16 protein-coding genes and 1 tRNA gene are annotated in these 22,821 nt (G+C 67.2%); 9 read left to right on the top strand and 8 right to left on the bottom strand.

Annotated elements, in window-relative coordinates:
- Positions 1-6: 6 nt before the first annotated feature.
- Both glyA and AC07ZS_RS08315 read right to left on the bottom strand, forming a co-directional pair.
- Positions 7-1,251 (bottom strand): serine hydroxymethyltransferase, encoded by a 1,245-nt coding sequence (gene glyA / locus AC07ZS_RS08320; protein WP_494798120.1) that lies wholly within the window; start codon positions 1,249-1,251, stop codon positions 7-9.
- A 237-nt stretch (positions 1,252-1,488) separates the two neighbouring features.
- Complete coding sequence (locus AC07ZS_RS08315) at positions 1,489-2,385, bottom strand: transglycosylase SLT domain-containing protein (protein WP_494798119.1); 897 nt, start codon at positions 2,383-2,385, stop codon at positions 1,489-1,491.
- 710 nt (positions 2,386-3,095) lie between these two features.
- Here AC07ZS_RS08315 and AC07ZS_RS08310 point away from each other — a divergent pair.
- Both AC07ZS_RS08310 and AC07ZS_RS08305 read left to right on the top strand, forming a co-directional pair.
- Positions 3,096-6,758 (top strand): DUF748 domain-containing protein, encoded by a 3,663-nt coding sequence (locus tag AC07ZS_RS08310; protein WP_494798118.1) that lies wholly within the window; start codon positions 3,096-3,098, stop codon positions 6,756-6,758.
- A gap of 112 nt (positions 6,759-6,870) precedes the next feature.
- Positions 6,871-9,582 carry a DUF349 domain-containing protein gene (locus AC07ZS_RS08305; RefSeq protein WP_494798117.1) on the top strand — a complete coding sequence of 904 codons (2,712 nt, stop codon included), beginning with the start codon at positions 6,871-6,873 and terminating at the stop codon, positions 9,580-9,582.
- A gap of 4 nt (positions 9,583-9,586) precedes the next feature.
- On the opposite strand, the gene AC07ZS_RS08300 is transcribed toward AC07ZS_RS08305, so the two are convergent.
- The 6 genes from AC07ZS_RS08300 to AC07ZS_RS08275 form a co-directional block, all read right to left on the bottom strand.
- Entirely contained in the window at positions 9,587-10,441 is an 855-nt protein-coding gene (locus tag AC07ZS_RS08300; RefSeq protein ID WP_494798116.1) for a M90 family metallopeptidase, read from the bottom strand.
- Positions 10,442-10,461: 20 nt separating this feature from the next.
- Positions 10,462-11,280, bottom strand: coding sequence for a UDP-2,3-diacylglucosamine diphosphatase (locus AC07ZS_RS08295; RefSeq protein WP_494798115.1), 819 nt, complete (start codon positions 11,278-11,280; stop codon positions 10,462-10,464).
- Positions 11,281-11,310: 30 nt separating this feature from the next.
- Positions 11,311-11,817 carry a peptidylprolyl isomerase gene (locus AC07ZS_RS08290; RefSeq protein ID WP_494798114.1) on the bottom strand — a complete coding sequence of 169 codons (507 nt, stop codon included), beginning with the start codon at positions 11,815-11,817 and terminating at the stop codon, positions 11,311-11,313.
- A 2-nt stretch (positions 11,818-11,819) separates the two neighbouring features.
- Positions 11,820-12,524: a peptidylprolyl isomerase gene (locus AC07ZS_RS08285; RefSeq protein WP_494798113.1), complete on the bottom strand. Its 705-nt coding sequence runs from the start codon at positions 12,522-12,524 to the stop codon at positions 11,820-11,822.
- Positions 12,524-13,897: a L,D-transpeptidase family protein gene (locus AC07ZS_RS08280; protein ID WP_494798112.1), complete on the bottom strand. Its 1,374-nt coding sequence runs from the start codon at positions 13,895-13,897 to the stop codon at positions 12,524-12,526. Before AC07ZS_RS08280 ends, AC07ZS_RS08285 begins: the two co-directional genes overlap by 1 nt.
- A 107-nt stretch (positions 13,898-14,004) precedes the next feature.
- Positions 14,005-15,024, bottom strand: coding sequence for a tetratricopeptide repeat protein (locus tag AC07ZS_RS08275; RefSeq protein WP_494798111.1), 1,020 nt, complete (start codon positions 15,022-15,024; stop codon positions 14,005-14,007).
- A 342-nt stretch (positions 15,025-15,366) separates the two neighbouring features.
- Between AC07ZS_RS08275 and cysS the strand changes: the two genes are divergently transcribed.
- From cysS to AC07ZS_RS08240, 7 genes are all read left to right on the top strand, one after another.
- Entirely contained in the window at positions 15,367-16,752 is a 1,386-nt protein-coding gene (gene cysS / locus AC07ZS_RS08270; protein WP_494798110.1) for a cysteine--tRNA ligase, read from the top strand.
- Positions 16,752-17,402: a DNA-3-methyladenine glycosylase family protein gene (locus tag AC07ZS_RS08265; RefSeq protein WP_494798109.1), complete on the top strand. Its 651-nt coding sequence runs from the start codon at positions 16,752-16,754 to the stop codon at positions 17,400-17,402. Before cysS ends, AC07ZS_RS08265 begins: the two co-directional genes overlap by 1 nt.
- 52 nt (positions 17,403-17,454) lie before the next feature.
- Positions 17,455-18,441 (top strand): acetyl-CoA carboxylase carboxyltransferase subunit alpha, encoded by a 987-nt coding sequence (locus AC07ZS_RS08260; RefSeq protein WP_494798108.1) that lies wholly within the window; start codon positions 17,455-17,457, stop codon positions 18,439-18,441.
- Positions 18,395-19,423: a tRNA lysidine(34) synthetase TilS gene (gene tilS / locus AC07ZS_RS08255; protein WP_494798143.1), complete on the top strand. Its 1,029-nt coding sequence runs from the start codon at positions 18,395-18,397 to the stop codon at positions 19,421-19,423. Before AC07ZS_RS08260 ends, tilS begins: the two co-directional genes overlap by 47 nt.
- Positions 19,424-19,514: 91 nt before the next feature.
- Positions 19,515-20,795: an aspartate kinase gene (locus AC07ZS_RS08250; RefSeq protein WP_494798107.1), complete on the top strand. Its 1,281-nt coding sequence runs from the start codon at positions 19,515-19,517 to the stop codon at positions 20,793-20,795.
- Between the two features lie 53 nt (positions 20,796-20,848).
- Positions 20,849-20,941: transfer RNA gene (locus AC07ZS_RS08245), tRNA-Ser, on the top strand.
- A 121-nt stretch (positions 20,942-21,062) separates the two neighbouring features.
- On the top strand, positions 21,063-22,814 hold the full coding sequence (locus tag AC07ZS_RS08240) for a tetratricopeptide repeat protein (RefSeq protein WP_494798106.1): 1,752 nt from the start codon (positions 21,063-21,065) through the stop codon (positions 22,812-22,814).
- The last annotated feature ends 7 nt before the right edge of the window (positions 22,815-22,821 follow it).

The following is a 22,821-nucleotide window of genomic DNA, read 5'->3' as shown; positions in this document are numbered from 1 at the left end:
GGGTCATCACTTGTAGACCGGGAAGCGGGCGGTCAAGGCATTCACCTTGGCGCGCACGGCCTCGATGTTGGCCGGGTCGCGCGGATTGTCCAGCACGTCGGCGATCAGGTTGGCGGTCAGGCGAGCCTCCTCGTCCTTGAAGCCGCGGGTGGTCATGGCTGGCGTGCCGATGCGCACGCCGCTGGTGACCATGGGCTTTTCCGGGTCGTTCGGGATGGCGTTCTTGTTGATCGTCATGTGCGCGCTGCCCAGCACCGCTTCGGCTTCCTTGCCGGTGATGCCTTTGGCGCGCAGGTCAACCAGCATCACATGGCTTTCCGTGCGGCCGCTGATGATGCGCAGGCCGCGCGACGTCAGTGTTTCGGCGACGATGCTGGCATTTGTCAGCACTTGTTGCTGATAGGCTGTGAATTCGGGCGAAAGCGCTTCCTTGAAGGCGACGGCTTTGGCGGCGATCACGTGCATCAGCGGGCCGCCTTGCAGGCCTGGGAAGATCGCGCTGTTGATGGCCTTCTCGTGCTGGGCTTTCATCAGGATGATGCCGCCGCGCGGGCCGCGCAGGCTCTTGTGGGTGGTGGAGGTCACCACGTCGGCGTGGGGCACCGGGTTGGGATAGACACCAGCGGCGATCAGGCCGGCGTAGTGGGCCATGTCCACCATGAAGATGGCGCCGACGTCCTTGGCCACCTTGGCGAAGCGCTCGAAATCGATGCGCAGGCTGTAGGCCGAGGCGCCCGCGATGATCAGCTTGGGCTTGGTCTCGTGCGCCTTGCGCTCCATGGCGTCGTAGTCGATCTCTTCCTTGTCGTTGAGCCCGTAGGACACCACGTTGAACCACTTGCCGCTCATGTTGAGCGCCATGCCGTGGGTCAGGTGGCCGCCTTCGGCCAGGCTCATGCCCATGATGGTGTCGCCGGGCTTGAGGAAAGCGAGAAAGACGGCCTCGTTGGCTGAGGCGCCGCAGTGCGGCTGCACGTTGGCGGCTTCGGCGCCGAAGAGCTGTTTGACCCGGTCGATCGCCAGCTGCTCGGCCACGTCCACGTACTCGCAGCCACCGTAGTAGCGCTTGCCAGGGTAGCCCTCGGCGTATTTGTTGGTGAGCTGCGTGCCTTGCGCGGCCATCACGGCTGGCGAGGCGTAGTTCTCGCTGGCGATCAGCTCGATGTGGTGTTCCTGGCGCGCGTTTTCGGCCTGGATGGCGGCAAACAGTTCAGGGTCGGTTTGCTGGATGAGGATGTTGCGGTCGTACATGGCAGTCCTTCAAGACGTGGAACCTTGCGCGGTGACAAGGGCTGCCCAGGCGAACGGCTGAACACCCGAACCCTTGGGGCCGAGCGGTACGCTTCCCAGTGGTTGTCCCTGAAGACGATCACAGATCGGGCAGGGGGGCCACGTCAGCGGCAACCTCCGGCAGAAGATGCCGGGGCGCTCGCCTATCGCCAGTTGCGTACCCGGCTAGTTTAGCCGAGGACGGCGGGCGTTTGCCGATCAGGACCGGCTGAGGGCTGCGCCGGGTGGCAGCGCGTTGGGTGCGGCCGGGCCTTCTGCCTCGATTTCGGCAGCCGGAGGTGCGGCAGGCGCCGGTGCGGCCGGCGCCACCACGGTGGTCGGGCGCGCCTGCGGGACATAGCGCTGCATGGGCTTGCCCAGCGCCACGCTCTGGATGCGCATGTGTTCGGCCATCACCTTGTCGATGTACCAGTTGCCGTCCGTGGTGACCGCGCCGACGTACAGCCGCAAGCCGCCTTCGACCGAGCCGGCCCGCTTGACCGCGTCCTGCAGCACACGCGCGCCCACACGAAGGTTGGACACCGGATCGAACGCGGCCAGTTGCCCGCCGAAGTCGTTGTACTTGTCGGTGTGAACGCGGGTCAGCACCTGCATCAGGCCCTGCGCGCCCACCGGGCTCTGCGCAAACGGGTTGAAGCGGGACTCGATCGCCATCACGGCCAGGATGAGCGTGGGGTCGAGTTTGGCTTTTTCGCCGACCTCGAAGGCCTCCGCCACCAGCGCGCTCAGGGGCTCGGGCGCCACGCGGTACTTGCGGCTGAGCCAGTAGGTCACATTGGCCTGCTGCTTGGGCAGGTCGCCGGGTTGAGCGGCGGTCACGCGGTCGACCGCGCTGGGCTCGGCGGCGTACACCGCATCGACGCTGGCGGCTTCCTGGCGCTCCAGCAGCCAGCCGAGCAGTTGCTCTTCCGCGCTGGCGCGCAGGTCCGCACGGGCACTCAGGGTGATCAGTGCCACGGCCGCCAGGGTGCCCAGCAGGGCCAGGCTGTTGTGGGTGATGTCGAAGAAGCCCTGGTAGGCGTCGCCAACAGCGGTTTTGAGGGATGCCACGGCACCTGAGGTGCTCTTGGGTGGCGTTGCGTGGTGCGCGTTCATGTCATCGCTCCTTTCTGCGCCGACCTCGCTCGTGGGAGCTGGGTCGACTGGATTGGTCGCCATCGATAGCCCGATCCTGGAAGGGAGGGGCGGCCGAGTTGGCCGGGGATAGACGGTTCGGGTTTACCCTCCGGCGGGCAAAGCTGGCGCATCCTATGGATTTATTAATATCAAGTCAATGTTTATGAATTGAATTAAGCCTACTTTTGGGTATAAACAAGTGTGAACAGATGTAAACAAAAGGGCTTTGCTAGCGGAAAGCCCTGGGTCTGCAAGGCTTGTGGATCGATGCGCCGTCGATGACCGTTTGTCGGGTCCCGGCCACCTTTCATGTTCCAAAACGGGATTTTGGGGCCGCTGAATGGCCGGTTCGGGCGTGATTGAAAATCTGCATGGCCAATGCCCGATGCGCTCTTGATCGAGCGCGGCAACGGGAGTAACCTGCAGTGGCCTGTCTGAAGACTGGCATTTGCTGACGACGCGGTGAACCGCAAGTCAGCTCCCAACGGGAGCAATCTGTTGCTTCCAGGCTGGAGAGACAACCAAACTCCCTCCGCCAAAACCGACGGCAAGAGCATTTGGCCCGCCGTCAACCCCGGCAGGCCCTGCTTGCCGGGGTTTCTTGTTTTTTGGGGCTCTATATATGTGTGCGCTGCCGTGTCCCCACAGTTCGACGACACTCGTGGGATGAGTGGACGAGCGAACGCACGATGAACAGCTTTTTTTCCAGGTGGACCCAAGGTCGGTGGGCTCGGCGTCTGATGCTGGCCTTGTTGGGGCTTCTCCTGCTCTGGCTGGTGACCTGGCTGGGTGTACCGCCTTTGCTGAAATGGCAGCTGGCCCAACAAGCCACGGCCAAGCTGGGGCGCCAGGTGACGGTGGAGCGGGTCGATTTCCGCCCCTGGTCGCTGGAAATGTCCATTGAGGGGCTGCGGGTGGCCAATGCCGCCGGCGATGGCGAGCAGTTTTCGCTGGGTCGCGTCTATGTGGATGCCGAGTTGCAATCGCTGTTCCGGCTCGCGCCGGTGCTCGACGCCCTGGTGCTGGAGCATCCCCGGTTGCAGTTGCGCCACCTGGGGGAAGGGCGTTACGACGTGGACGATGTCTTGCAGCGCCTGCGCCCGAAGGAGGATGAACCCCCGTCCGATCCAGCCCAGTTTGCGCTTTTCAACCTCAAGTTGTCCGACGGCGAGCTGGTGTTCGTGGACGACAGCGTGGGGGTCACCCACCAGTTGAGCGGGTTGACGGTCGGCGTGCCCTTCCTGAGCAACCTGCCTTCGCGGCGGGATGTGGTGACCCAGCCCCACCTGGCTTTCGTGCTCAATGGGAGTGCCTTCGACTCCAGCGCCAGCACCACACCGTTCGCCCAGACGCGGGACACCGACGCCAGCGTGGACATTCCCGAGCTCGACCTGGCGCCCTACCTGCCTTACTGGCCGGCGGCCTGGCCCGTCAAGCCCGAGGCCGGCTCTCTGCAACTGGGGCTCAAGCTCGCGTTCGAGCAGCAGGAGACGCCGCGTCTTTCTCTCTCGGGTACCGTGGCGCTCGCGGGCCTGCGCATGGTCGAGCGAACCGGGCCGTCAACCACGGCCGAGCTGCTGGCCTGGGAGCGCCTGGGCGTGACGCTCAACCGGGTGGAGCCGCTGGCTGGGCAGGTGGACCTGGCCGCGGTTGAATTGAAGTCGCCCACGGTGTCGATCTCGCGCGATGCGTCGGGGCTGTTGAACCTGCAGCGCGTGGCGCAGGCCTGGGCCGACAAGGCCTCGCCCGCCGCAGCACCCACCGCATCTGCGGCGCCCAAGGCACCCGCTCCCGCCTGGGCGGTGAGTGTGGCCAGGCTGAGTCTCGACGGCGGCACGGTGCGTTGGCGCGATGCATCCACCGCGCCAGCCGCGCAACTGGCGCTGGACGCCTTGAGCGTGCAAGCCCAGTCGCTGAGCTGGCCGGTGCGGGCGCCGGTGCCCTTCGAGGTGTCCGCGCGGCTGGGCCAGACGCCAATGACGCTCAAGGGCTCTGCCACCGACGCCGAGGCCAAGGCGCAGGTTTCGGTGGGCGAACTTCCCTTGTCGACGTTCGGGCCGTACGTCGCCGGCGTGCTGACGCACGAGCTCGACGGGCGGCTCGCTGCCGACCTCGATGTGGAATGGCGGGCGGCCAAGGCCGGCCAGCCCATGGGACTGCTGGTCAACGCGTCCCGGGTTGAGTTGAGCGAGGCCCGCTTGGGGACGATTCGCCAGCCGCAGGCCAGTCTGCGCAGCCTCCAGGTGCAGGACGTTCGATTGGACCTCGCGGGCAGCACCGTGACCGTGGGCAAGGTCGCTCTCGACCGGCCTCAGGTGCGCGCGCAACGCGACAAGGCCGGGCGCTGGATGGTGGATGGCTGGATGAAAGCCTCGGGCGATGCCCCGCAGGCGAAGCCTGCAGAGCCGTCACCGTGGCAGGTGACGCTGGCCGATGTGCAGATCGACGGGGGGACTGTCGCCCTCGAAGACCTGGCCTTGGCCCGGCCCGTCAGGCTCGACGTGAATCAGATCCGGCTGCAGGTCAAGAACCTCCAGCCCCTGGCGAGCAGCCAGCCCGACATGCCGCTCTCGCTGCAGTTGCGCATGGGCGCGGCGCGCGGCAACCGCGCTGAGCCTGGCCGGCTCGCACTCGACGGCACACTGCGCCTGCCGGGCAAGACGGAGCGCGACGCCGACAGTCTGCGCACCCAGTTGAAGGTGCAGGCCGACAAGCTGCCGCTGCACGCGCTGGAGCCGTATTTCGGTGACCGCCTGAATCTGGACCTGCTGCGCGCGGACACCAGCTACCGTGGCACGGTCGAGGCGGCATTGCCCTCGGCAGGTTTGCGGTTGGCGGTCGCCGGCAACGTGGGGCTGGACGATTTCGCCGCCAACACGCTGTCGCCCGCCGAAGAGCTGCTGGCCTGGAAGTCGCTGCAGGTGCGAGGCCTGCGCCTCGCCATGGCGCCCGGCCAAGTCACCCGGGTGGCGGTGCAGGAGACCGTGCTCAGCGACTACTTCGCCCGCGTGATCATCGACGACACGGGGCGCATCAACCTGCAAGGCCTCGTGAAACACGAAGGTGAGGGCCCGACACCGACGGGTGCTGCAGCGCCGGCGACGACCCCCGCGGCGGTGCCTTCGCCACCCAGTGCCAGCGCCGTGCCCGACCCGGACATCCGTTTCGGGCCGATCAGCCTGGTCAATGGCCGCGTGCTGTTCTCCGACCGCTTCATCAAGCCCAACTATTCCGCGAACCTCAGCGAACTCACCGGCAGCCTGAGCGCGTTCGCCAGCGTGCCGCCGGGCGGCGCGCCACAGATGGCCGACCTGACATTGCGCGGGCGCGCCGAGGGCACGGCAGCGCTGGAGATCGATGGCAAGCTCAATCCGCTGGCCCAGCCGCTGGCGCTGGACATCCGGGCGCTGGTGCGCAACCTGGAGCTGCCGCCGCTCTCACCCTACACCGTGAAGTACGCCGGCTACGGCATCGAGCGCGGCAAGCTGAGCATGGATGTGGCCTACAAGATCGAGCCCAATGGGCAGCTGACGGCCAGCAACCAGATCATCCTCAACCAGCTCAGTTTCGGTGATCGCGTGGCCGGAAGCGAGGCGCCCAACCTGCCGGTGAAGCTGGCCGTGGCCCTGCTGGCCGACCGCAACGGCGTCATCGACATCAACCTGCCCGTGAGCGGCTCGCTCAACGACCCGCAGTTCAAGCTGGCGCCCCTGATCTTCCGGCTGATCTTCAACCTGATCGGCAAAGCCATCACCTCGCCGTTTTCCCTGATCGCCGGGGCGCTCGGCGGTGGCGGGGAGGAAATGAACCAGGTGGTGTTCACACCGGGCAGCAAGGCACTGGACGGTGAGGCCCGGCAACGGCTGGACACCGTGGCCAAGGCCCTGACCGATCGGCCCAACCTGCAGATCACCGTGGTGGGCCACGGCGACCTGGAGGCCGAGCGAAGTGGCTACCAGCGCGCGCGCCTGGACGAGCGCGTGCTGGCCGAGAAGCGCCGCCAGCTGGCGCGGGACGGTGCCGCCATCAGCGACTCGCTCGCGGTGAGCCCCGCCGAATACCCGGCCTTGCTCAAGGAGGTCTATCGGCGGACCGACATTCCCAAGCCCCGCAACCTGGTGGGCATGGCCAAGGACCTGCCGCAGGCTGAAATGGAGGCCTTGTTGCTGGCCTCCATCCCGGTCAGCGCCGACGCGATCCGCGAACTCGCGGTGGCGCGCGGTGTGGTCGTGAAGGACTACCTGGCCGGCCGTCAATTGCCGGAAGACCGCATGTTCCTGGGTGCGCCTCAAGTGGGCGCCCAGGGCGAGAAGTGGCGTCCGCAAGCCGAACTGAAGCTCGCGCCGCGCTGAGCTTCCCCGCGTGCCCGCCATGGCGCGCGCGGGGGCGCGCCAACTGCGGCGACAATACGCTCTGGTCGCGCCATCGTGGTGCCGACACCCGAATCGATTGAGCCTCGCTTTCATGTCGCTGTTTTCCCTGCGCAAAACCCCGTCTTCGTCCAACGCTTCCGAGTCCGCTGTGAACACGCCCACTCCTCCCAAGCCGGCCAGCCCCAATGCCGCCCACCCCCTGGATGCCGTCACCGGAGGGGCGTTTTCCGCTCCGACTTCGGGTGAGCGCGCTGCGCGCATCCGCGACTGGCTGGCCACCGGTCCCGCGCTGGAACAGATGAACGAGGTGTTCAAGGAGCTCTCGCACCGCGACCGCGGCGCGGCCAAGCCGTTGAAGGAAAAGCTCGACGAAGTCAAACGCCAGAAGTCCCAGGAGCAGATGTCGACGGAGTGGGCGCAGAAGGCCCAGGGCCTGATCGACCAGTCGCGTTTGAACCTGGCCGATGCGCTGGCCTGGCAGCGCGATGCCGCGCGTGCTGGTGCACCGCTTTCGCGCGAGCCACTGGCCACCTTGCGCCAGGCACTGGCCGAAAGGGTCAAAGCCATTGAAGATCTGCAACACCGGGTGCAGGTCGAGCGCGAGGCCGCGGTGCTGATCGCGCAGCGCATCGAAGTGCTGTCCACCAAACCCTGGCGCGATGCCCAGCAGATCGCCGAGACGCTGCGCAGCGACGTGACCCAGTGGCAGCAGCAGGCGAGTGCCCTGTCGCAAGATCCCCAATGGCCCAGCGTGGACGTGAAGTTCCCGCCCATGCTCGACGGGTCGCGCCAGCAGCTGCAGCTGGTGTGGGACGCCTTCGAGGCGGCTTTGGCCCAGGCCGTGGCTGCCGACGCCAATCCCCAGGCGCCCCTGCCCGCCGTGCCGGTGTGGGCCGACGAACTGCGTGTCGCGCGCGGCCAGGACGTGAGCGCCCCTGCGGAGAAGGCACCACAGGACAAGCAGGCTCAGCAGGAGAAGCGCGCCCGCGCGTCGGCCGAACTGGAACAGGCGCTGACCGTGCTCGAGCGTGAGCTCGCCGAAGGCCACGGCAAGGCCACGCCCAAGGCCGCCGCCGACGTGCGTGGCCTGCTCAAGAGCCACGGTCGATCCATCCCGGCCGCGCTCGATGCGCGGGCCCAGGCCGCTTTGGGGCAAGCCGGTGAACTGGAAGGTTGGCAGCGCTGGCGCGCCGACCAGTTGCGCGAAGAACTGGTGGCCAAGGCCGAAGCCTTGCTGCAGGCGCCTGAAGGGCAGCGCCTGGGCGGTCGAAAGATGCAGGAAACCCTGCGCAGCCTGCGCGATCAGTGGAAGACCACCGACCAGGGTGGTCAGCCCAACCACGCGCTGTGGAAACGCTTCGACGAAGCCTGCACCGAGGCGCACAAGGTGGTCGAGGCCTGGCTGGTGCAGGTGCGCCAGCAAAGCGAAGCGCACAAGGCGCAGCGCCTGGCCATCATCGAAGAACTCAAGGCCTGGACGCAGTCGCACGCCGACAGCAGCGACTGGAAAGCCCAGGTTCGCGAGCTGCATGCCTTCTCCGAGCGCTGGCGCGAAGCCGGGCACCTCAGCGAGAAGGCGTTTGCCGACATCCAGCCGGTCTGGAAAGACACCATGCACAAGGCGCATGAGCGCCTGGAAACGGCCCAGGCCGAGAGCACGGCGCGGCGCAAGGCCCTGATCGAGGAGGCCACCGCGCTGGGCGCGGCGCCCATGTTGCGCATCGACGCCGTCAAGGCCCTGCAGCAGCGCTGGCAGGCCGAGGCCCATACCGTGCCGCTGGAGCGCAAGCACGAACAGAAACTGTGGGAAGCGTTCCGCCAGCCGATCGACGAAGCCTTCGCGCGCAAGAGCACCGAGCGCGAGAAAGCCGCCACGGCCCTGAACGCGCACGACCAGCGCGTGCTGGATGCTTCGCGCGCTCTGGAGGCTGCGAGCGCGAGCGGCGATGCGCAACGCATCCGCGAAGCCATGAATGAGCTGGAGCAGGCCTTGGCGGGGCAGGCCGCCGCGCCTGTGGCCGTGCCGACATCCGCCGAGCCTGCAGCACCCGCCTCCGCACCCGATGCGGCACCTGCGGAGGCCGCGGAAGCGGCGGCCGCCGACGAGGCCTCAGCGCCAGCCGCACCCGCCAAACCCGCTGCGCCGCCGAAGAAGCTGGTGGCCGTGCGCGGGGACGATCGTCCGGGCATGAAGAAAGCCGAACCGGCCGGCCGCGATGGCCGCCGCAGTGATCGCCCCGATGGCCGACGTGACGGCGCGCCAGGGCGCCCCGATGCGCGCGGTGGACGCGATGCGCGCGGGCCCGGTGCGTCGCCTTGGCGGGAAGAGCGCGAGCCGCGCGGCCCGAGGTTGGGCGACGCGGCGTTCCGCGCGCAGCGCCAGGCGATCGAGGCGGCCCAGTCCAGCCTGCGCAAGCTTGCAGCCCAAGCCCACGGCGAGGTGCTCACGCAACTCATGTCAGCCTGGCAGCAACGCGATGCTGAGCAGTTGCCGACCGCTCAGGCCCTGGGCTCGCGCGTGAGCGCCGCGCACCGCACGGCCTGGGCATCGGCCGTGTCAAAACCTGCGGCGCCCCTGTCCGGTGAAACGCTGCTGCGCCTGGAAATGGCCGCCGAGGTGCCGACGCCGGCCGAACACCTGAGCGAGCGCCGCATGCTGCAGCTGCAGTTGCTCACGCGCCGCCACGCCGCTGCGCCGACCGATACCTGGGCGGAAGATGTGAGCGCCGTGTTGGGTTCCACCTTCGACGCGGCGGCCGAGCGCCGTCTGCAGAACGTGCTGAAGGTGCTGCTCAAGCGCTGAGCGGTCAGCCTCGGAGCCCCGGGCGGAAGAAGCCGTCGTACAGCGGCAGCAGCTCGGGGAACTCGGTCTCGAAACGCGGCCGGTTGACGAAGTAGGCCTCGCAGGTCACCGCGAAGAACTCGGCCGCGTCCTTCGCGGCGTAATCGTCCAGCCAGGGCGGCTCGCCGCCGAAGCGCTCGGCCATGGCAACCGCTTCGCGGAAACGCTCGAAGCTGTCCTGCATGGTGCGTTGCCAGATCACGCGCGCTTCGCTGCGCTGGCGCGTGCCCATGAAACCCGAGGGCAGGGGCGGGGCGCCGTCGGGCGCGTCGCCCATCTGCATGTCGTGCATGTCCAGCTTGTGCGCGAATTCATGGATCACCACGTTGTGCCCCTGCCACGCGTTCTCGCCTGCGTGGGCGACGTCTTCCCAACTGAGCATGAGCGGCCCACGGTCCATGGCTTCACCGGCCAGCACCTCTTCGTAGTGGTGCACCACGCCAGCGCCGTCGGTGGTTTTGCGCCGCGCCACCACGGCGCCCGGTTGCACCACGATACCGACGAAATCGCCGTACCAGTCCAGCAGTTTGAGCGGGTCGCGCACCGGTTCGCCCGACACGGCATGCATGTGAAGCAGCGGCAGACAGGCCTGCGCCGCGATCGCCAGCGCCATGGCGTCCGTCACGGCCAGGCCGTTGGCGCCGTGGAATTCCTTCTCCACCAGGAAATGGGTGCACAGCAGGCGCAGGCGTTCGAGGGCGTGCGCATCGAGCGCCGCGAGGAAGGGGTGTTGTCCCACGATCCGCTGCCAGAGGGCGTCGGGAATCGGGGTCGGGCGGCGCAGCGCCCGGGGAAGCCAGCGTTGGATCAGTTCAAACATTCAGATGGTGGTCGGGCCACTCAGGGCCGCCAGGGCCGGCGATGCAGGCCCTGCGCATCCAGGCGCAAGACCTCGGCCCGGGCCGGTCGCGCAGCCATGTCCCAATCGCTCAACACGACGCGCTGAAGACCGTCCCCCAGGTCGTGGGTGGCGGGGCGGTGCGTATGGCCGTGGATCAGGGTTTGGGCGTCGGCATGCCGCAGCCAGTCGCGCGCGGCCGGGGTGTCCACATCGGCCCAGAGGCTGGGGTCGCTGCCCGTGGTCCGCTTGCGCGCCTCGCTCTGGGTGCGGATGTCGCGAGCGACGGCTTCGCGCTGTGCCAGGGGTTGCGCGAGAAAGGCGTGCTGCCATGCGGGCTCTCGCACCTGGGCGCGAAAACGCATGTAGTCGGTGTCGGCCAGACACAGGGCATCGCCGTGGCTGAGCAGCCAGCGCTGCCCGAGGAAGTCCAGCACGGTGGGGTCGCTCAGACCTTGCATGCCGCAGGCATCGAGCCCGGCCGGCCCCAGAAGGAAGTCCCGGTTGCCAGCCATGAAATACACCGGTGCGTGCGCGCTGTAAGCCTTCAGTGCCGCCGCGCAGTCGCGCCAGAAGGCGTGATCGATCGACGGGGAGGTGCGGGGGGAAAGCACGTCGTCGCCCACCCACACCTCAAACAGATCGCCCAGGATGAACAGCGCGTCGGCGCGCTCGGACGCCGGGCGGCCCAGGTAGGCGGCCCAGGCTTCAAAGGTGTCGGGTTCACCGGCCTGCAGATGCAGGTCTGAAATGACATCGACCGCTTGCCAGTTCGCGGGAGCGATGCATTCGGCGAAGCGGTCGACGAGGAGGGCGGTCATGCGGGACGGGGACGATGTCGCCCCCGGGGATCAGATCGCGACGGCCTTTTCGATCACGACGTCGGCCTTCGGCACGTCGTCGTGGAAGCCCTTGCGGCCGGTGGGCGTGCCCTCGATCTTTTTCACGATCTCGCTGCCCGAGACCACCTTGCCGAAGACGGCGTAGCCCCAGCCTTGCGCGCTGGGGGCGGTGTGGTTGAGGAAGCCGTTGTTCGACACGTTGATGAAGAACTGTGCCGTGGCCGAGTGCGGGTCGCTGGTGCGGGCCATGGCCACGGTGTAGGTGTCGTTCTTCAGGCCGTTGTTGGCTTCGTTGGCGATCGGGGCATCGGTCGGTTTCTGGGTCATGCCGGGCTCGAAGCCGCCGCCTTGCACCATGAAGCCGGGGATCACGCGGTGGAACACGGTGTTGTTGTAGTGGCCCTTGTTCACATAGGCCAGGAAGTTGCTGGTGGACAGCGGTGCTTTTTCAGCATCGAGTTCCAGCGTGACGACGCCGTATCCGGCAATGTGCAGTTCGACTTGGGGGTTGGCCATGGTCATTTCTCCAGGGTGGCTTTGAGGATGGTGATGGGGGTTTTGGGCACGTCGGTCGGGAACGGACCACCGGCACCGGTGGGCATGTCCTTGATCTTGTTCACCACGTCCATGCCGGCAACGACCTTGCCGAAGACGGTGTAGCCATAGAGCTCGCCCGCATTGAGCAGGCTGGCGCGCGGCACGTCTTTGTAGATCTTGCCACGGTACTCGAACTGGGGCACCGGGTCGCCGGGTGGGATCGGTGTGGGGTCGAGGAAGGCGTTGTCCTTGACGTTGATGAAGAACTGCGACGTGGCCGAGTGGGGGTCGTTGGTGCGGGCCATGGCGACGGTGCCCACCACGTTGCGCGGACCGCCCAGAGCCAGGGCCGCCTGGCCTTCGTGGGCCACGGGCGGGCGCGTGGGTTTCTGCTTGTAGCTGCCGTCAAACCCGCCACCCTGCACCATGAAGTTGCCGATCACCCGGTGGAACACCGTGCCTTCGTAGTGCTGGTCGCGCACGTACTGCAGGAAGTTCTCGACCGTCTTCGGTGCCTTGTCGGGGTAGAGCTCGATCACGATGTCGCCCTGGGAGGTGGCGAGCTTCACGCGAGGTGCGGTGGCGCTCTGGGCCTGAACTGCCATGGGCAGCAGGGCCGCGCCGGCCGCCAGGGCGGTGAGCCAGAGGGCTGCGCGCCGGCGCAGGGAAAGAGAGGTCGGCGTCATCAGATCGTTCCTTCAAAAAAAATAGTCCAGCGGTCTTGCTCGCGCACCCAGTACTGGCGTTTGGTCACACCCCGGCTCTGGCCCGCGGCCACCTCGCCGAAGGTGACGACCATGGTGTCGTCCTTGTCGCGCCAGTGCAGCACGGACAGGTCCTTCATCTGGAGCTCGCGCGAGCCGTTGGCTCGCAGTTCGCTTTCGACGCGGGGCCACCACTGGGCGAGGTCCCGGCCCTGGTTCATGAAGCGGCTGGAGTAGAACGCCTTGAGTTCCGCCGGATGGCCCGCGCTGCGGGTCTGCCGCCAGGCTTCGAGCACCGCTTCGAATTGCGCCCTGTCGCTCGCCAGGGCCTCGGGTTTCACCCACTGCAGGGAGGGGGCGATCACCACCGGCGTCGTGCGGATCTGCACGGTACCCAGCAGTCGCTGCAGATCGGGATTGGACAGCACGACGCAGCCGTCGGAGGCCTGGGGTGCGCGCACGAACTGCTCGCTGGGGGTGCCGTGCAACCAGATGCCGCTGCCCGTCTTGCCGCGCTGCACGTCGAGCGCGTTGGGGTAGTTGATGGGCAGGGCGCCCACGCCATACAGGTCGGGCAGGTCGGCGGGATTGAGGGAGCTGGTGATGTAGTAGACGCCCAGGGGCGTCCGCTTGTCGCCCTCAAGGGTCTTTTCGATGCCGGAAAGACCCACGGAAATGTAATAGTCGCCCAGCAGCTTGAGTCGGGGGGCTCGCTCCGCTTCGCCGCCGCCGCGAGCCGGGTTCAGGTTCTCGAAGAGGTAGAGGCGGGAGCGCGAGGCGTCGATCGCGATCGCATGGCGGCTCTGCGGGGAGAGCGTCAGAAACTGCGTCGGCACGCTGCCTTCGGGAGGGCGTTCGGTCAAGGCCAACAGCCGGCGGCGCGACTCTTCCCGCAGGGCGGCGAGCTGTTCCGATGCCGCCAGGGCCTGGGTGTCGGGCACGTCGCCGAGCCGGCGCACGGGACGGGTCTGCTGGCTCAGCAGGTCGCCGTGGACGAGGTGCGCCAGCTGGAAGTTGGGGTGGTCGCGCACCAGGCTTTCGGCCCGTTTCAAGGCTTCCCGGTGTTGCGCGTTCCCGATGAGGCGGTAGATCTCGATCAGGCGGGCCTCGGCCTGACCCATCATGGGTTTGACCTGTTGGAGATGCTCGTCCGTGAGGTGGACGGGCGTCAGCCCGGACGGGGGGCTGCTTGCTGCATCCTGGACCGCGCCCTGCACACGGGTGAGGGCGCTCTCGATCAGGGAGGCGGCGGGGGTGGTCGTGACGGGCTCGGTGATGGTCCCGCCTTCGTCGGCCGCTCGCTTGTGCAGCGACAGGGCCAGAAGCGCGGCCACGGCCAAGGCCGTGGCAACCACGAACGTCCGATGTTTCGGTGTCACGCGTTGAACGTTGTCGGGCCCCGGCCTCAGCAGATCGGTCGTGAGGCTGGCATGGCCCCGTTGCGCGAACCGCCGACTGACCATCAAGAGCCCGTGGATTCCCGAACGATCAGCCAGCGGTTGCCGTTCTTGACCAGGTCCAGCGTCTTGCGGCTGGTGACGTTCAGGTTGTCGGAGGTGTAGTCCTGGCGGAAGCGCGCGGAGGCGCGGTCGCCGTTGACCGTGACGTTCAGGTCGTTGATGCCCACGCCGATGCGCGAGCGGGGTTCGATGCGCGAGCGGCGCTCAGCCTCCCAGGCGACGCGCGATTGGCCACCCGGCGGCGTGAAGGCCGGGCCGTATGCGCCCAGGTAGGCGGACACGTTCTTCGACGACCAGGCTTTGGCCCAGGCGGCCACCGCGGCTTCCACATCCGCCTGGGCATCGGCGGCGGCCGGTGCGGGAGCGGCTGGAGCGGCGGGCGCCGCTGGTGCAGGCGCAGCCGCGACAGGGGCTTTCGCAGCGGGCGGTGCCGCCGGAACGGCCGCAGGCGCCGGGGCGGCCGGCGGGGTTGCCGCCGCGACGGACGTGGCCGGCCGCGCGCCGCGCGCGTCGGCCGCGAACAGGTTGCGGATCAGGCTGAGCTTGGGTGCCACGCCGGGGTTGTTCGAGTCGAGTTGCAGCGCCTTGCTGTAGGCCTGGCTGGCCAGCTTGGCGTAGACGTCGCCCAGGTTCTCATGGGCCGTGGCATAGCTCGGGTTGGTGCGGATCGCCATTTCGAGCGCGGCGCGCGCCTTGTCGAACTGGCTCTGGCCGGCATACAGCACGGCCAGGTTGTTGTAGGGCTCGGGCAGCTCCGGGTAGTCTTCCGTGAGCTTGGCGAAGGTCGCGATGGCGTCGGTCGACTTGCCGCTTTCGGTCTGGATCACGCCCTTGATGAATCGCATCTGAGGGTCGCGCGGTTTGCCGGCCAGGTACTGGTCGACCTTGAGCATGGCTTCGTTGAGCTGACCGGCGCGCACCAGCCGGTTGACCTCGGCGTACTCATCGCCTTGTGCCCAGGCCAGCGGGCTGCCGAGGCTGGCGGCTGTCAGGGCCACGAGGGCCAGTTGGCGCAGTCGCATGGAAAAACCGTTTCTGGTGGTGGGGGAGGAGGGACGGCCGTTGCAGTGGGTATCGGATGGAACGTGGCGAGACATGGCACCTCGAAAACAAACCTGGACGCCCTCTCATGAAGGGGCCAGTGACACGTTGATCGAATGCCCGGCGGCAGGCTGTGGACGCGTCACCGGGCTGGATATACTGACAACGATGGATTGTATCTGAGGGGTCCCGTTCCGACGGTTGCGCCAGACCGCAGGGAACGCCGACGGGCCCGCTCTTCGGATGGTGCCGCGCAAGGCCTGTGAAAGCCCCGCTTTTCGCCCTCCGACTGCCATCCGGAATCCCGTTCCCGCTCCCCTTTCATGACCCTGAAAATCTATAACACCTTGTCGCGCCGGCTTGAGGACTTCCAGCCCATCGAGCCGGGCCACGTGCGCATGTACGTCTGCGGCATGACGATCTACGACCTCTGCCACATCGGCCATGCCCGCATGATGATGGCCTTCGATGTGGTGCAGCGCTGGCTCAAGGTGAGCGGCCTGCGCGTCACCTACGTGCGCAACATCACCGACATCGACGACAAGATCATCAAGCGCGCGCTCGAGCGCGGCATCACGCTGCGCGCACTGACCGACGAGATGACCGCCGCCATGCACCAGGACATCGGCGCACTGGGCATCGAACCTCCGAGCCTCGAACCCCGGGCCACCGAGTACGTGCCGCAGATGCTCTCGCTGATCGAGACCCTGCGCGGCAAGGGGCTGGCGTACCAGGCCGACAACGGCGACGTGAACTACGCGGTGCGCAAGTTCCCCGGCTACGGCAAGCTCTCCGGCAAGTCGCTCGATGACCTGCGTGCGGGCGAGCGCGTGGCGGTGGCCAGCGACAAGAACGACCCGCTGGACTTCGTGCTCTGGAAATCGGCCAAGCCCGAGGAGCCGGCCGAAGCCAAATGGGACAGCGCCTATGGCGCTGGCCGGCCCGGCTGGCACATCGAGTGCTCGGCCATGAGCTGCAGCACCCTGGGCGAGACCTTCGACATCCACGGTGGCGGCGCCGACTTGCAGTTCCCGCACCACGAAAACGAGATCGCGCAGAGCGAAGGTGCCACCGGCAAGCCGCTGGCGCGCTTCTGGGTGCACAACGGTTTCGTGCGGGTCGACAACGAGAAGATGTCCAAGAGCCTGGGCAACTTCTTCACCATCCGCGAGGTGCTGGCGAAGTACGACCCCGAGACGGTGCGCTTCTTCATCCTGCGCGCCCACTACCGCAGCGCGCTGAACTACAGCGACGCCCATCTGGACGATGCCCGGGGCGCGCTCAAGCGCCTGTACACCGCGCTCTCGCATGTGCCGCCTGCGGCGCAGGCGCAGATCGACTGGAACCAGCCTCATGCCGAGCGTTTCCGCGCGGCGATGGACGAGGACTTCGGCACGCCCGAAGCGGTGGCCGTGCTGTTCGAGCTGGCGGGCGAAGTCAACCGGAGCAAGGATGCCGGCCTGGCCGGCCTGTTGCGCGCGCTGGGCGGCACGCTCGGGCTGCTGCAGGCCGATCCCGCCAGCTATCTGCAGGGCGGCGGGGCCGAAGGCGGCCTGGATGAAACCGCCATCCTCGACCTGATCGACCAACGCACCACCGCCAAGCAAAGCAAGGACTTCACCGGGGCCGATCGCATCCGGCAGCAATTGCTGGAGCAGGGCATCGTGCTCAAGGACAGTCCCGCCGGCACCACCTGGGAGCGCAACTGATGGCGCCGTCCGTCCTGCCCGAGATCAATCCCGAGGCCCCCGGCTACTGGGAGGATGCGTGCCGCCACCTCATGAAGCGCGACCGGGTGATGAAGAAGCTCATTCCCCAGCACGGCAGCGCCTGCCTGCAGTCGCGGGGTGACGCCTTCATCACGCTGGCGCGAAGCATCGTCGGCCAGCAGATCTCGGTGAAAGCGGCCCAGTCGGTCTGGGACCGTTTCGAGAAGCTGCCCAGGAAGATGGCCCCCGCCCAGGTGCTCAAGCTGAAGGTGGACGACATGCGCGCGGCCGGCCTGTCGGCCCGCAAGGTCGAGTACCTGGTGGACCTGGCCCTGCACTTCGCCAACGACCAGGTTCACGTGAGCGAATGGGCGGAGATGGACGACGAGGCCATCATTGCCGAGCTGGTCGCGATCCGCGGCATCGGCCGATGGACGGCTGAAATGTTCCTGATCTTCCATTTGATGCGGCCCAACGTACTACCTCTGGACGACCTTGGTTTGCAGAATGGCATCAGCCGGGCGTATTTTTCCGGCGAACCCGTGAGCCGGAGCGAGATTCGGGAGGTCGCGAACTCCTGGGCGCCGTTCTGCAGCGTGGCAACTTGGTATATTTGGCGGTCGCTCGATCCGCTGCCGGTCAGTTACTGAGCGCGCCGGCTTCGCCGGGACGTCGTGGCAAACAAGACCAAAGGAGCACACCTTGGCCAAAAAGAATTTTCTCGATTTCGAGCAACCCATTGCCGAACTCGAAACCAAGATCGAAGAACTGCGTTATGTGCAGACCGAATCTGCGGTGGACATCTCGGAAGAGATCGAACAGCTGGCTGGCAAGAGCCTGCAGCTCACCAAGGACATCTACAGCAACCTCACGCCGTGGCAGATCACCAAGATCGCCCGCCACGCCGACCGCCCCTACACGCTGGACTACGTGCGCGAGATCTTCACGCACTTCCAGGAGCTGCACGGCGATCGCCATTTCTCCGATGACCTGAGCATCGTGGGTGGTCTGGCGCGCTTCAACGGCCAGCCCTGCATGGTCCTGGGTCACCAGAAAGGGCGCGACACGAAAGAGCGCGGCCTGCGCAACTTCGGCATGACCAAGCCCGAGGGCTACCGCAAGGCCCTGCGCCTGATGAAGCTGGCCGAGAAGTTCAAGCTGCCCGTCTTCACCTTCGTCGACACGCCCGGTGCCTACCCCGGCATCGATGCCGAAGAGCGCGGCCAGTCCGAAGCGATCGGTCGCAACATCTTCGAGATGGCGCAGCTGGAGGTGCCCATCATCTCCACCATCATCGGTGAGGGTGGTTCGGGCGGTGCACTGGCCATCGCGGTGGCCGACCAGGTGCTCATGCTGCAGTATTCGGTGTACTCCGTCATCAGCCCGGAAGGCTGTGCCTCCATTCTCTGGAAGACCAGCGACCGCGCCAGCGACGCGGCCGATGCCCTCGGCATCACCGCCCACCGCCTCAAGGCGCTGGGCCTGGTCGACAAGATCGTGAACGAGCCCGTGGGCGGTGCGCACCGCGACCACAAGCAGATGGCCGCCTTCCTCAAGCGCGCCCTGAACGACGCCTGGCGCCAGGTGGCCGACCTCAAGGTGAAGGAACTGCTGGACCGGCGCCATGCCCGTCTGGACGGCTATGGCCGCTTCGCCGACACCAAGGCCGAGAGCAAAGACAAGCGCTGAGGCGCAGGCCTCGCCAGCCCCGGCCAACCCCTGTGAACAGGCGTTGGCCGCTTGGTGCGGGCGCTGGGGCTTCGCGCATCCGACGGCCCCCATCGCCCTGGCCTACAGCGCAGGGGCCGACTCCACCGCCCTGCTGCTTGCCGCACAGCGGCGCTGGCCGGGCCGGGTGATCGCGCTGCATGTGAACCATGGCCTGCAGGCGGCGGCCGACCAATTTGAAACCCACGCCCGGGCGTTTTGCGAGCTGCATGGTGTCGCGTTGCGCGTCGCGCGCGTGCAGGCCGCCCATGCCCCGGGTGAAAGCCCGGAGGACGCCGCCCGCCAGGCCCGCTACCTCGCGCTGGCTCGCATGGCGGGGGAGGAAGGCGCTGCCTGCGTGCTGCTGGGCCAGCATGCCGACGACCAGGCGGAAACCGTGTTGCTCGCGCTCAGCCGGGGGGCGGGCCTGCCGGGGCTGGCGGCCATGGCCGAGCGCTTCGAGCGCCATGGTGCCGTGTTTGGCCGGCCTTTGCTGGAGGTGCCGTCCCGCGATTTGCGCGGCTGGCTTGCGTCCACCGGCCACGCGTTCGTGGACGACCCGAGCAACACCGACCAGCGCTTCACGCGCAACCGCATCCGGGCGCTGCTGACGCCCGCGTGGGAGGCCTGTTTTCCCGGTTTTCGGCCCATGCTGGCGCGCAGCGCGGGCCACGCGGCCCAGGCGCAGCGGCTGCTCGACGCGCTGGCCGACATCGATCTCGCGCACGTGGGCACGCCGCCTGTGATCGACCGGCTGCAGTCGCTGTCGCGCGACCGCCAGGCCAACGTGCTGCGGCACTGGCTGCGCGTCGAGGCCGATGTGGTGGCCAGCGCGGCCCAGCTGGACGAACTGCTGGACCAGATCGCCGCCTGCACCACGCGCGGCCACCGCATCCACCTCAAGGTGGCCAGCGGCTTTGTCACCCGCGAGGGCGCCAGCCTGCATTTCGCGGCGCCGATATAATTCGCGGTTGCCCTGAGGGGGCTGAGAGCCCCGGCATGCCGCGCGGACAACCGGTTGCGCGGCCGCAATCAACCCAATCCAATCCCTCCCGATGGCCTTGATAGTTCACAAGTACGGCGGCACCTCCATGGGGTCGACCGAGCGCATCCGCAACGTGGCCAGGCGCGTGGCCAAATGGCACCGTGCCGGTCACCAGCTCGTGGTGGTGCCCAGCGCCATGAGCGGCGAAACCAACCGCCTGCTCGGGCTGGCCAAGGAGCTGGCACCGGGCAAGACCGACAGCGCCTACAACCGCGAGCTCGACATGCTGGCTGCCACCGGTGAGCAGGCCTCGTCGGCCCTGCTGGCCATCGCGTTGCAGGCCGAGGGCATTGGCTCGGTGAGCTACGCCGGCTGGCAAGTGCCCATCAAGACCAACAGCGCCTTCACCAAGGCCCGCATCGAGTCGATCGACGACGTGCGCATCCGCGCCGATCTGGCCGCCAGCAAGGTGGTCATCGTCACCGGCTTCCAGGGTGTGGATCCCGAAGGCCACATCACCACGCTGGGCCGTGGCGGCAGCGACACTTCCGCCGTGGCCGTGGCGGCCGCGCTCAAGGCGGCCGAGTGCCTGATCTACACCGACGTGGACGGCGTGTACACGACCGACCCGCGCGTGGTGCCCGAAGCGCGCCGCCTGCAGCGCGTGAGTTTTGAAGAAATGCTGGAAATGGCCAGCATGGGCAGCAAGGTGCTGCAGATCCGTTCGGTGGAATTCGCCGGCAAGTACAAGGTGCCCCTGCGCGTGCTCTCCAGCTTCACGCCCTGGGACATCGACCTGAATGAAGAAGCCGCCTCCGGCACCCTGATCACTTTTGAGGAAGACGAAGACATGGAACAAGCCGTCGTTTCCGGCATTGCCTTCAACCGCGACGAGGCCAAGATTTCGGTGCTCGGCGTGCCCGACACCCCCGGCATCGCCTACCAGATCCTGGGCGCGGTCGCCGACGCCAACATCGAGGTCGATGTGATCATCCAGAACCTGAGCAAGGACGGCAAGACCGACTTCAGCTTCACGGTGCACCGCAACGATTTCCAGAAGACGATGGACCTGCTCAAGGCCAAGGTCGTGCCCACGCTGGGTGCCGCCGAGGTCGTGGGCGACACGCGCATCTGCAAGGTGAGCATCGTCGGCATCGGCATGCGCAGCCACGTCGGCGTGGCCAGCCGCATGTTCAAGTGCCTGAGCGTGGAAGGCATCAACATCCAGATGATCTCGACTTCCGAGATCAAGACCTCGGTGGTCATCGACGAGAAATACATGGAGCTGGCCGTGCGTTCGCTGCACCGCGAGTTCGATCTCGACCAGACCGCCGACACCATCACGGCTTGAACCCTCCACGAGAGGGAAATGCCTCCTGAGTTGAGGCATAATACGCAGCTTCCGGAGCGATGACCGAGTGGCCGAAGGTGCTCCCCTGCTAAGGGAGTATGGGGTGTAGAGCCTCATCGAGGGTTCGAATCCCTCTCGCTCCGCCAGTTATGCCAGGCGCCCAGACGCGGGCTTCTGAACATCAAGCCCCACCGCCGCAAGGCGTTGGGGCTTTTTTACGTCCAGTCGCTTCGGGGCCGTGGCCATTTTGATCGTCAAGGAGCCGCGATGAACGCTTCCCTCGCACCCGCCCAACAGATGCAACTGGCGGTGCACTACCACTCGCAAGGCCTGCTGGACGCGGCCCGCTCGCTGTACGAAGGCGTGCTCAGGCAATTTCCCGCCGAGTTCGCGGTGCTCTACCATCTGGGGCTGCTGGAATCGCAGGCCGGCCAACTGGAACGGGCCGCAGGCTACTTCGGCCGCGCGGTGCAGTCTTCGCCGCAGAATGCCGACGCGCTGAACAACCTGGCGTACACCCTGCAGCAGCTGGGCCGCGATGCCGAGGCATTGGCCGCCTACGAGCAGGCGCAGGCGCTGCTGCCCGACGACGCGGACATCGCGATCAACCTCGGCCTGCTGCACAAGAAATTGCGGCAACTGCCTGAAGCCTTGGCCTGTTTCGAGCATGCCCTGCAGGCCCACCCGGCGCACGTGGCGCTGCTGTGCAACCAGGGCAATGTGTTGCAACGGCTCGGGCGCCAGCAGGAAGCACTGAGCAGCTACGAACGGGCGCTGACGGCGGAGCCCGACAACCCCGTGGTGCTGTGCAATCTCAGCAACGCGCTCAACGAACTGGCCCGGTACGACGAGGCCCTGGCCCGCGCCGAGCGCGCCAGCCAGGCGCACCCGAAACACGCCCAGGCCTGGGTGGAGCGCGGCAATGCGCTCAAGCAGCTGGGCCGCATCCCCGAGGCCGTGGCGAGTTGCGAGAAGGCCATTGCGCTGGACCCGGCGATGGTCCAGGCGCACACCAACCTGGCGGCCACGGTGCTCAGCGACAGCGTGGACACGCCCCGGGTCATCGCGGCCGGTCGCAAGAGCCTGGAGGTGTACCTGCAGAGCGTGTACCGTGCGCCGGCTTTGCGGCACGCGGGTCTGGCGCTGAGCGCGTTCCGGCTCAAGCACGACGTGCAGCAGGCGCAGTGGCTGCAGGCGAACGGCCACGCCGTGCCCGGCCTGGCGCCGTTCCTCAAGACCGGCAGCGCCTTGCTGAGCCAGTCGAAGGACCTGCCTCCGGGCAGCGCGCTGCGCGCTTCGGCCAGGGAACTGTCGAGCCTGCAGGAGTTTCTGGCCACACCCTGGCTCCATGCCATGCCCGATGCCATGCCCGACGTGCTCAACCCCGAGAACGACTGGCTTGCCCTGGAAGAGGTCTACCTGGCGGGCACGCCTGAAATTCTGACCATTGACCACTTCCTGTCCGCGCCAGCGCTCAAGGCCTTCCAGGACTTTGCCCACGCCTCGCGCGTGTGGCACGGCGAGTACGCCAACAGCTACCTGGGCGCCTTCGCCAACCGGGGCTTCAACAGCCCGCTGCACCTGCAACTTGCGCGCGAGCTCAAGCAGCGCATGCCGCGCGTGTTCAAGGACTACCTGCTGACCCAGCTCTGGGGTTTCAAGTACGAGCCTGCGGTGACGCGCGGCATCAACGTGCATGCCGACTTCGCCAAGGTCAACCTCAACTTCTGGATCGCGCCGAGCGAGCACAACCTCGACCCCGAGAGCGGCGGCCTCAAGGTCTACGACGTGCCGGCACCGGCCGACTGGACCTTCGAGCAGTACAACGCCGACAGCACCCGCATCTACGAATTCCTGGCGCAGCACAACGCTGGCTGCGTGACGGTGCCGCACCGCTGCAACCGTGCGGTGCTGTTCAACTCGGCGCTGTTCCACGAGACCGACACCATCCGCTTCGTGGACCGCTACGAGGCCCGGCGGGTCAACATGACCTATCTGTTCGGCCAGCAGTTGCGATAGCAAGCAA

The sequence above is a fragment of the Hydrogenophaga sp. GW456-12-10-14-TSB4 genome (assembly GCF_059424305.1).
The sequence above is the reverse complement of the archived record's forward strand: the minus strand, read 5'-3'. Positions and strand labels throughout refer to the sequence as shown.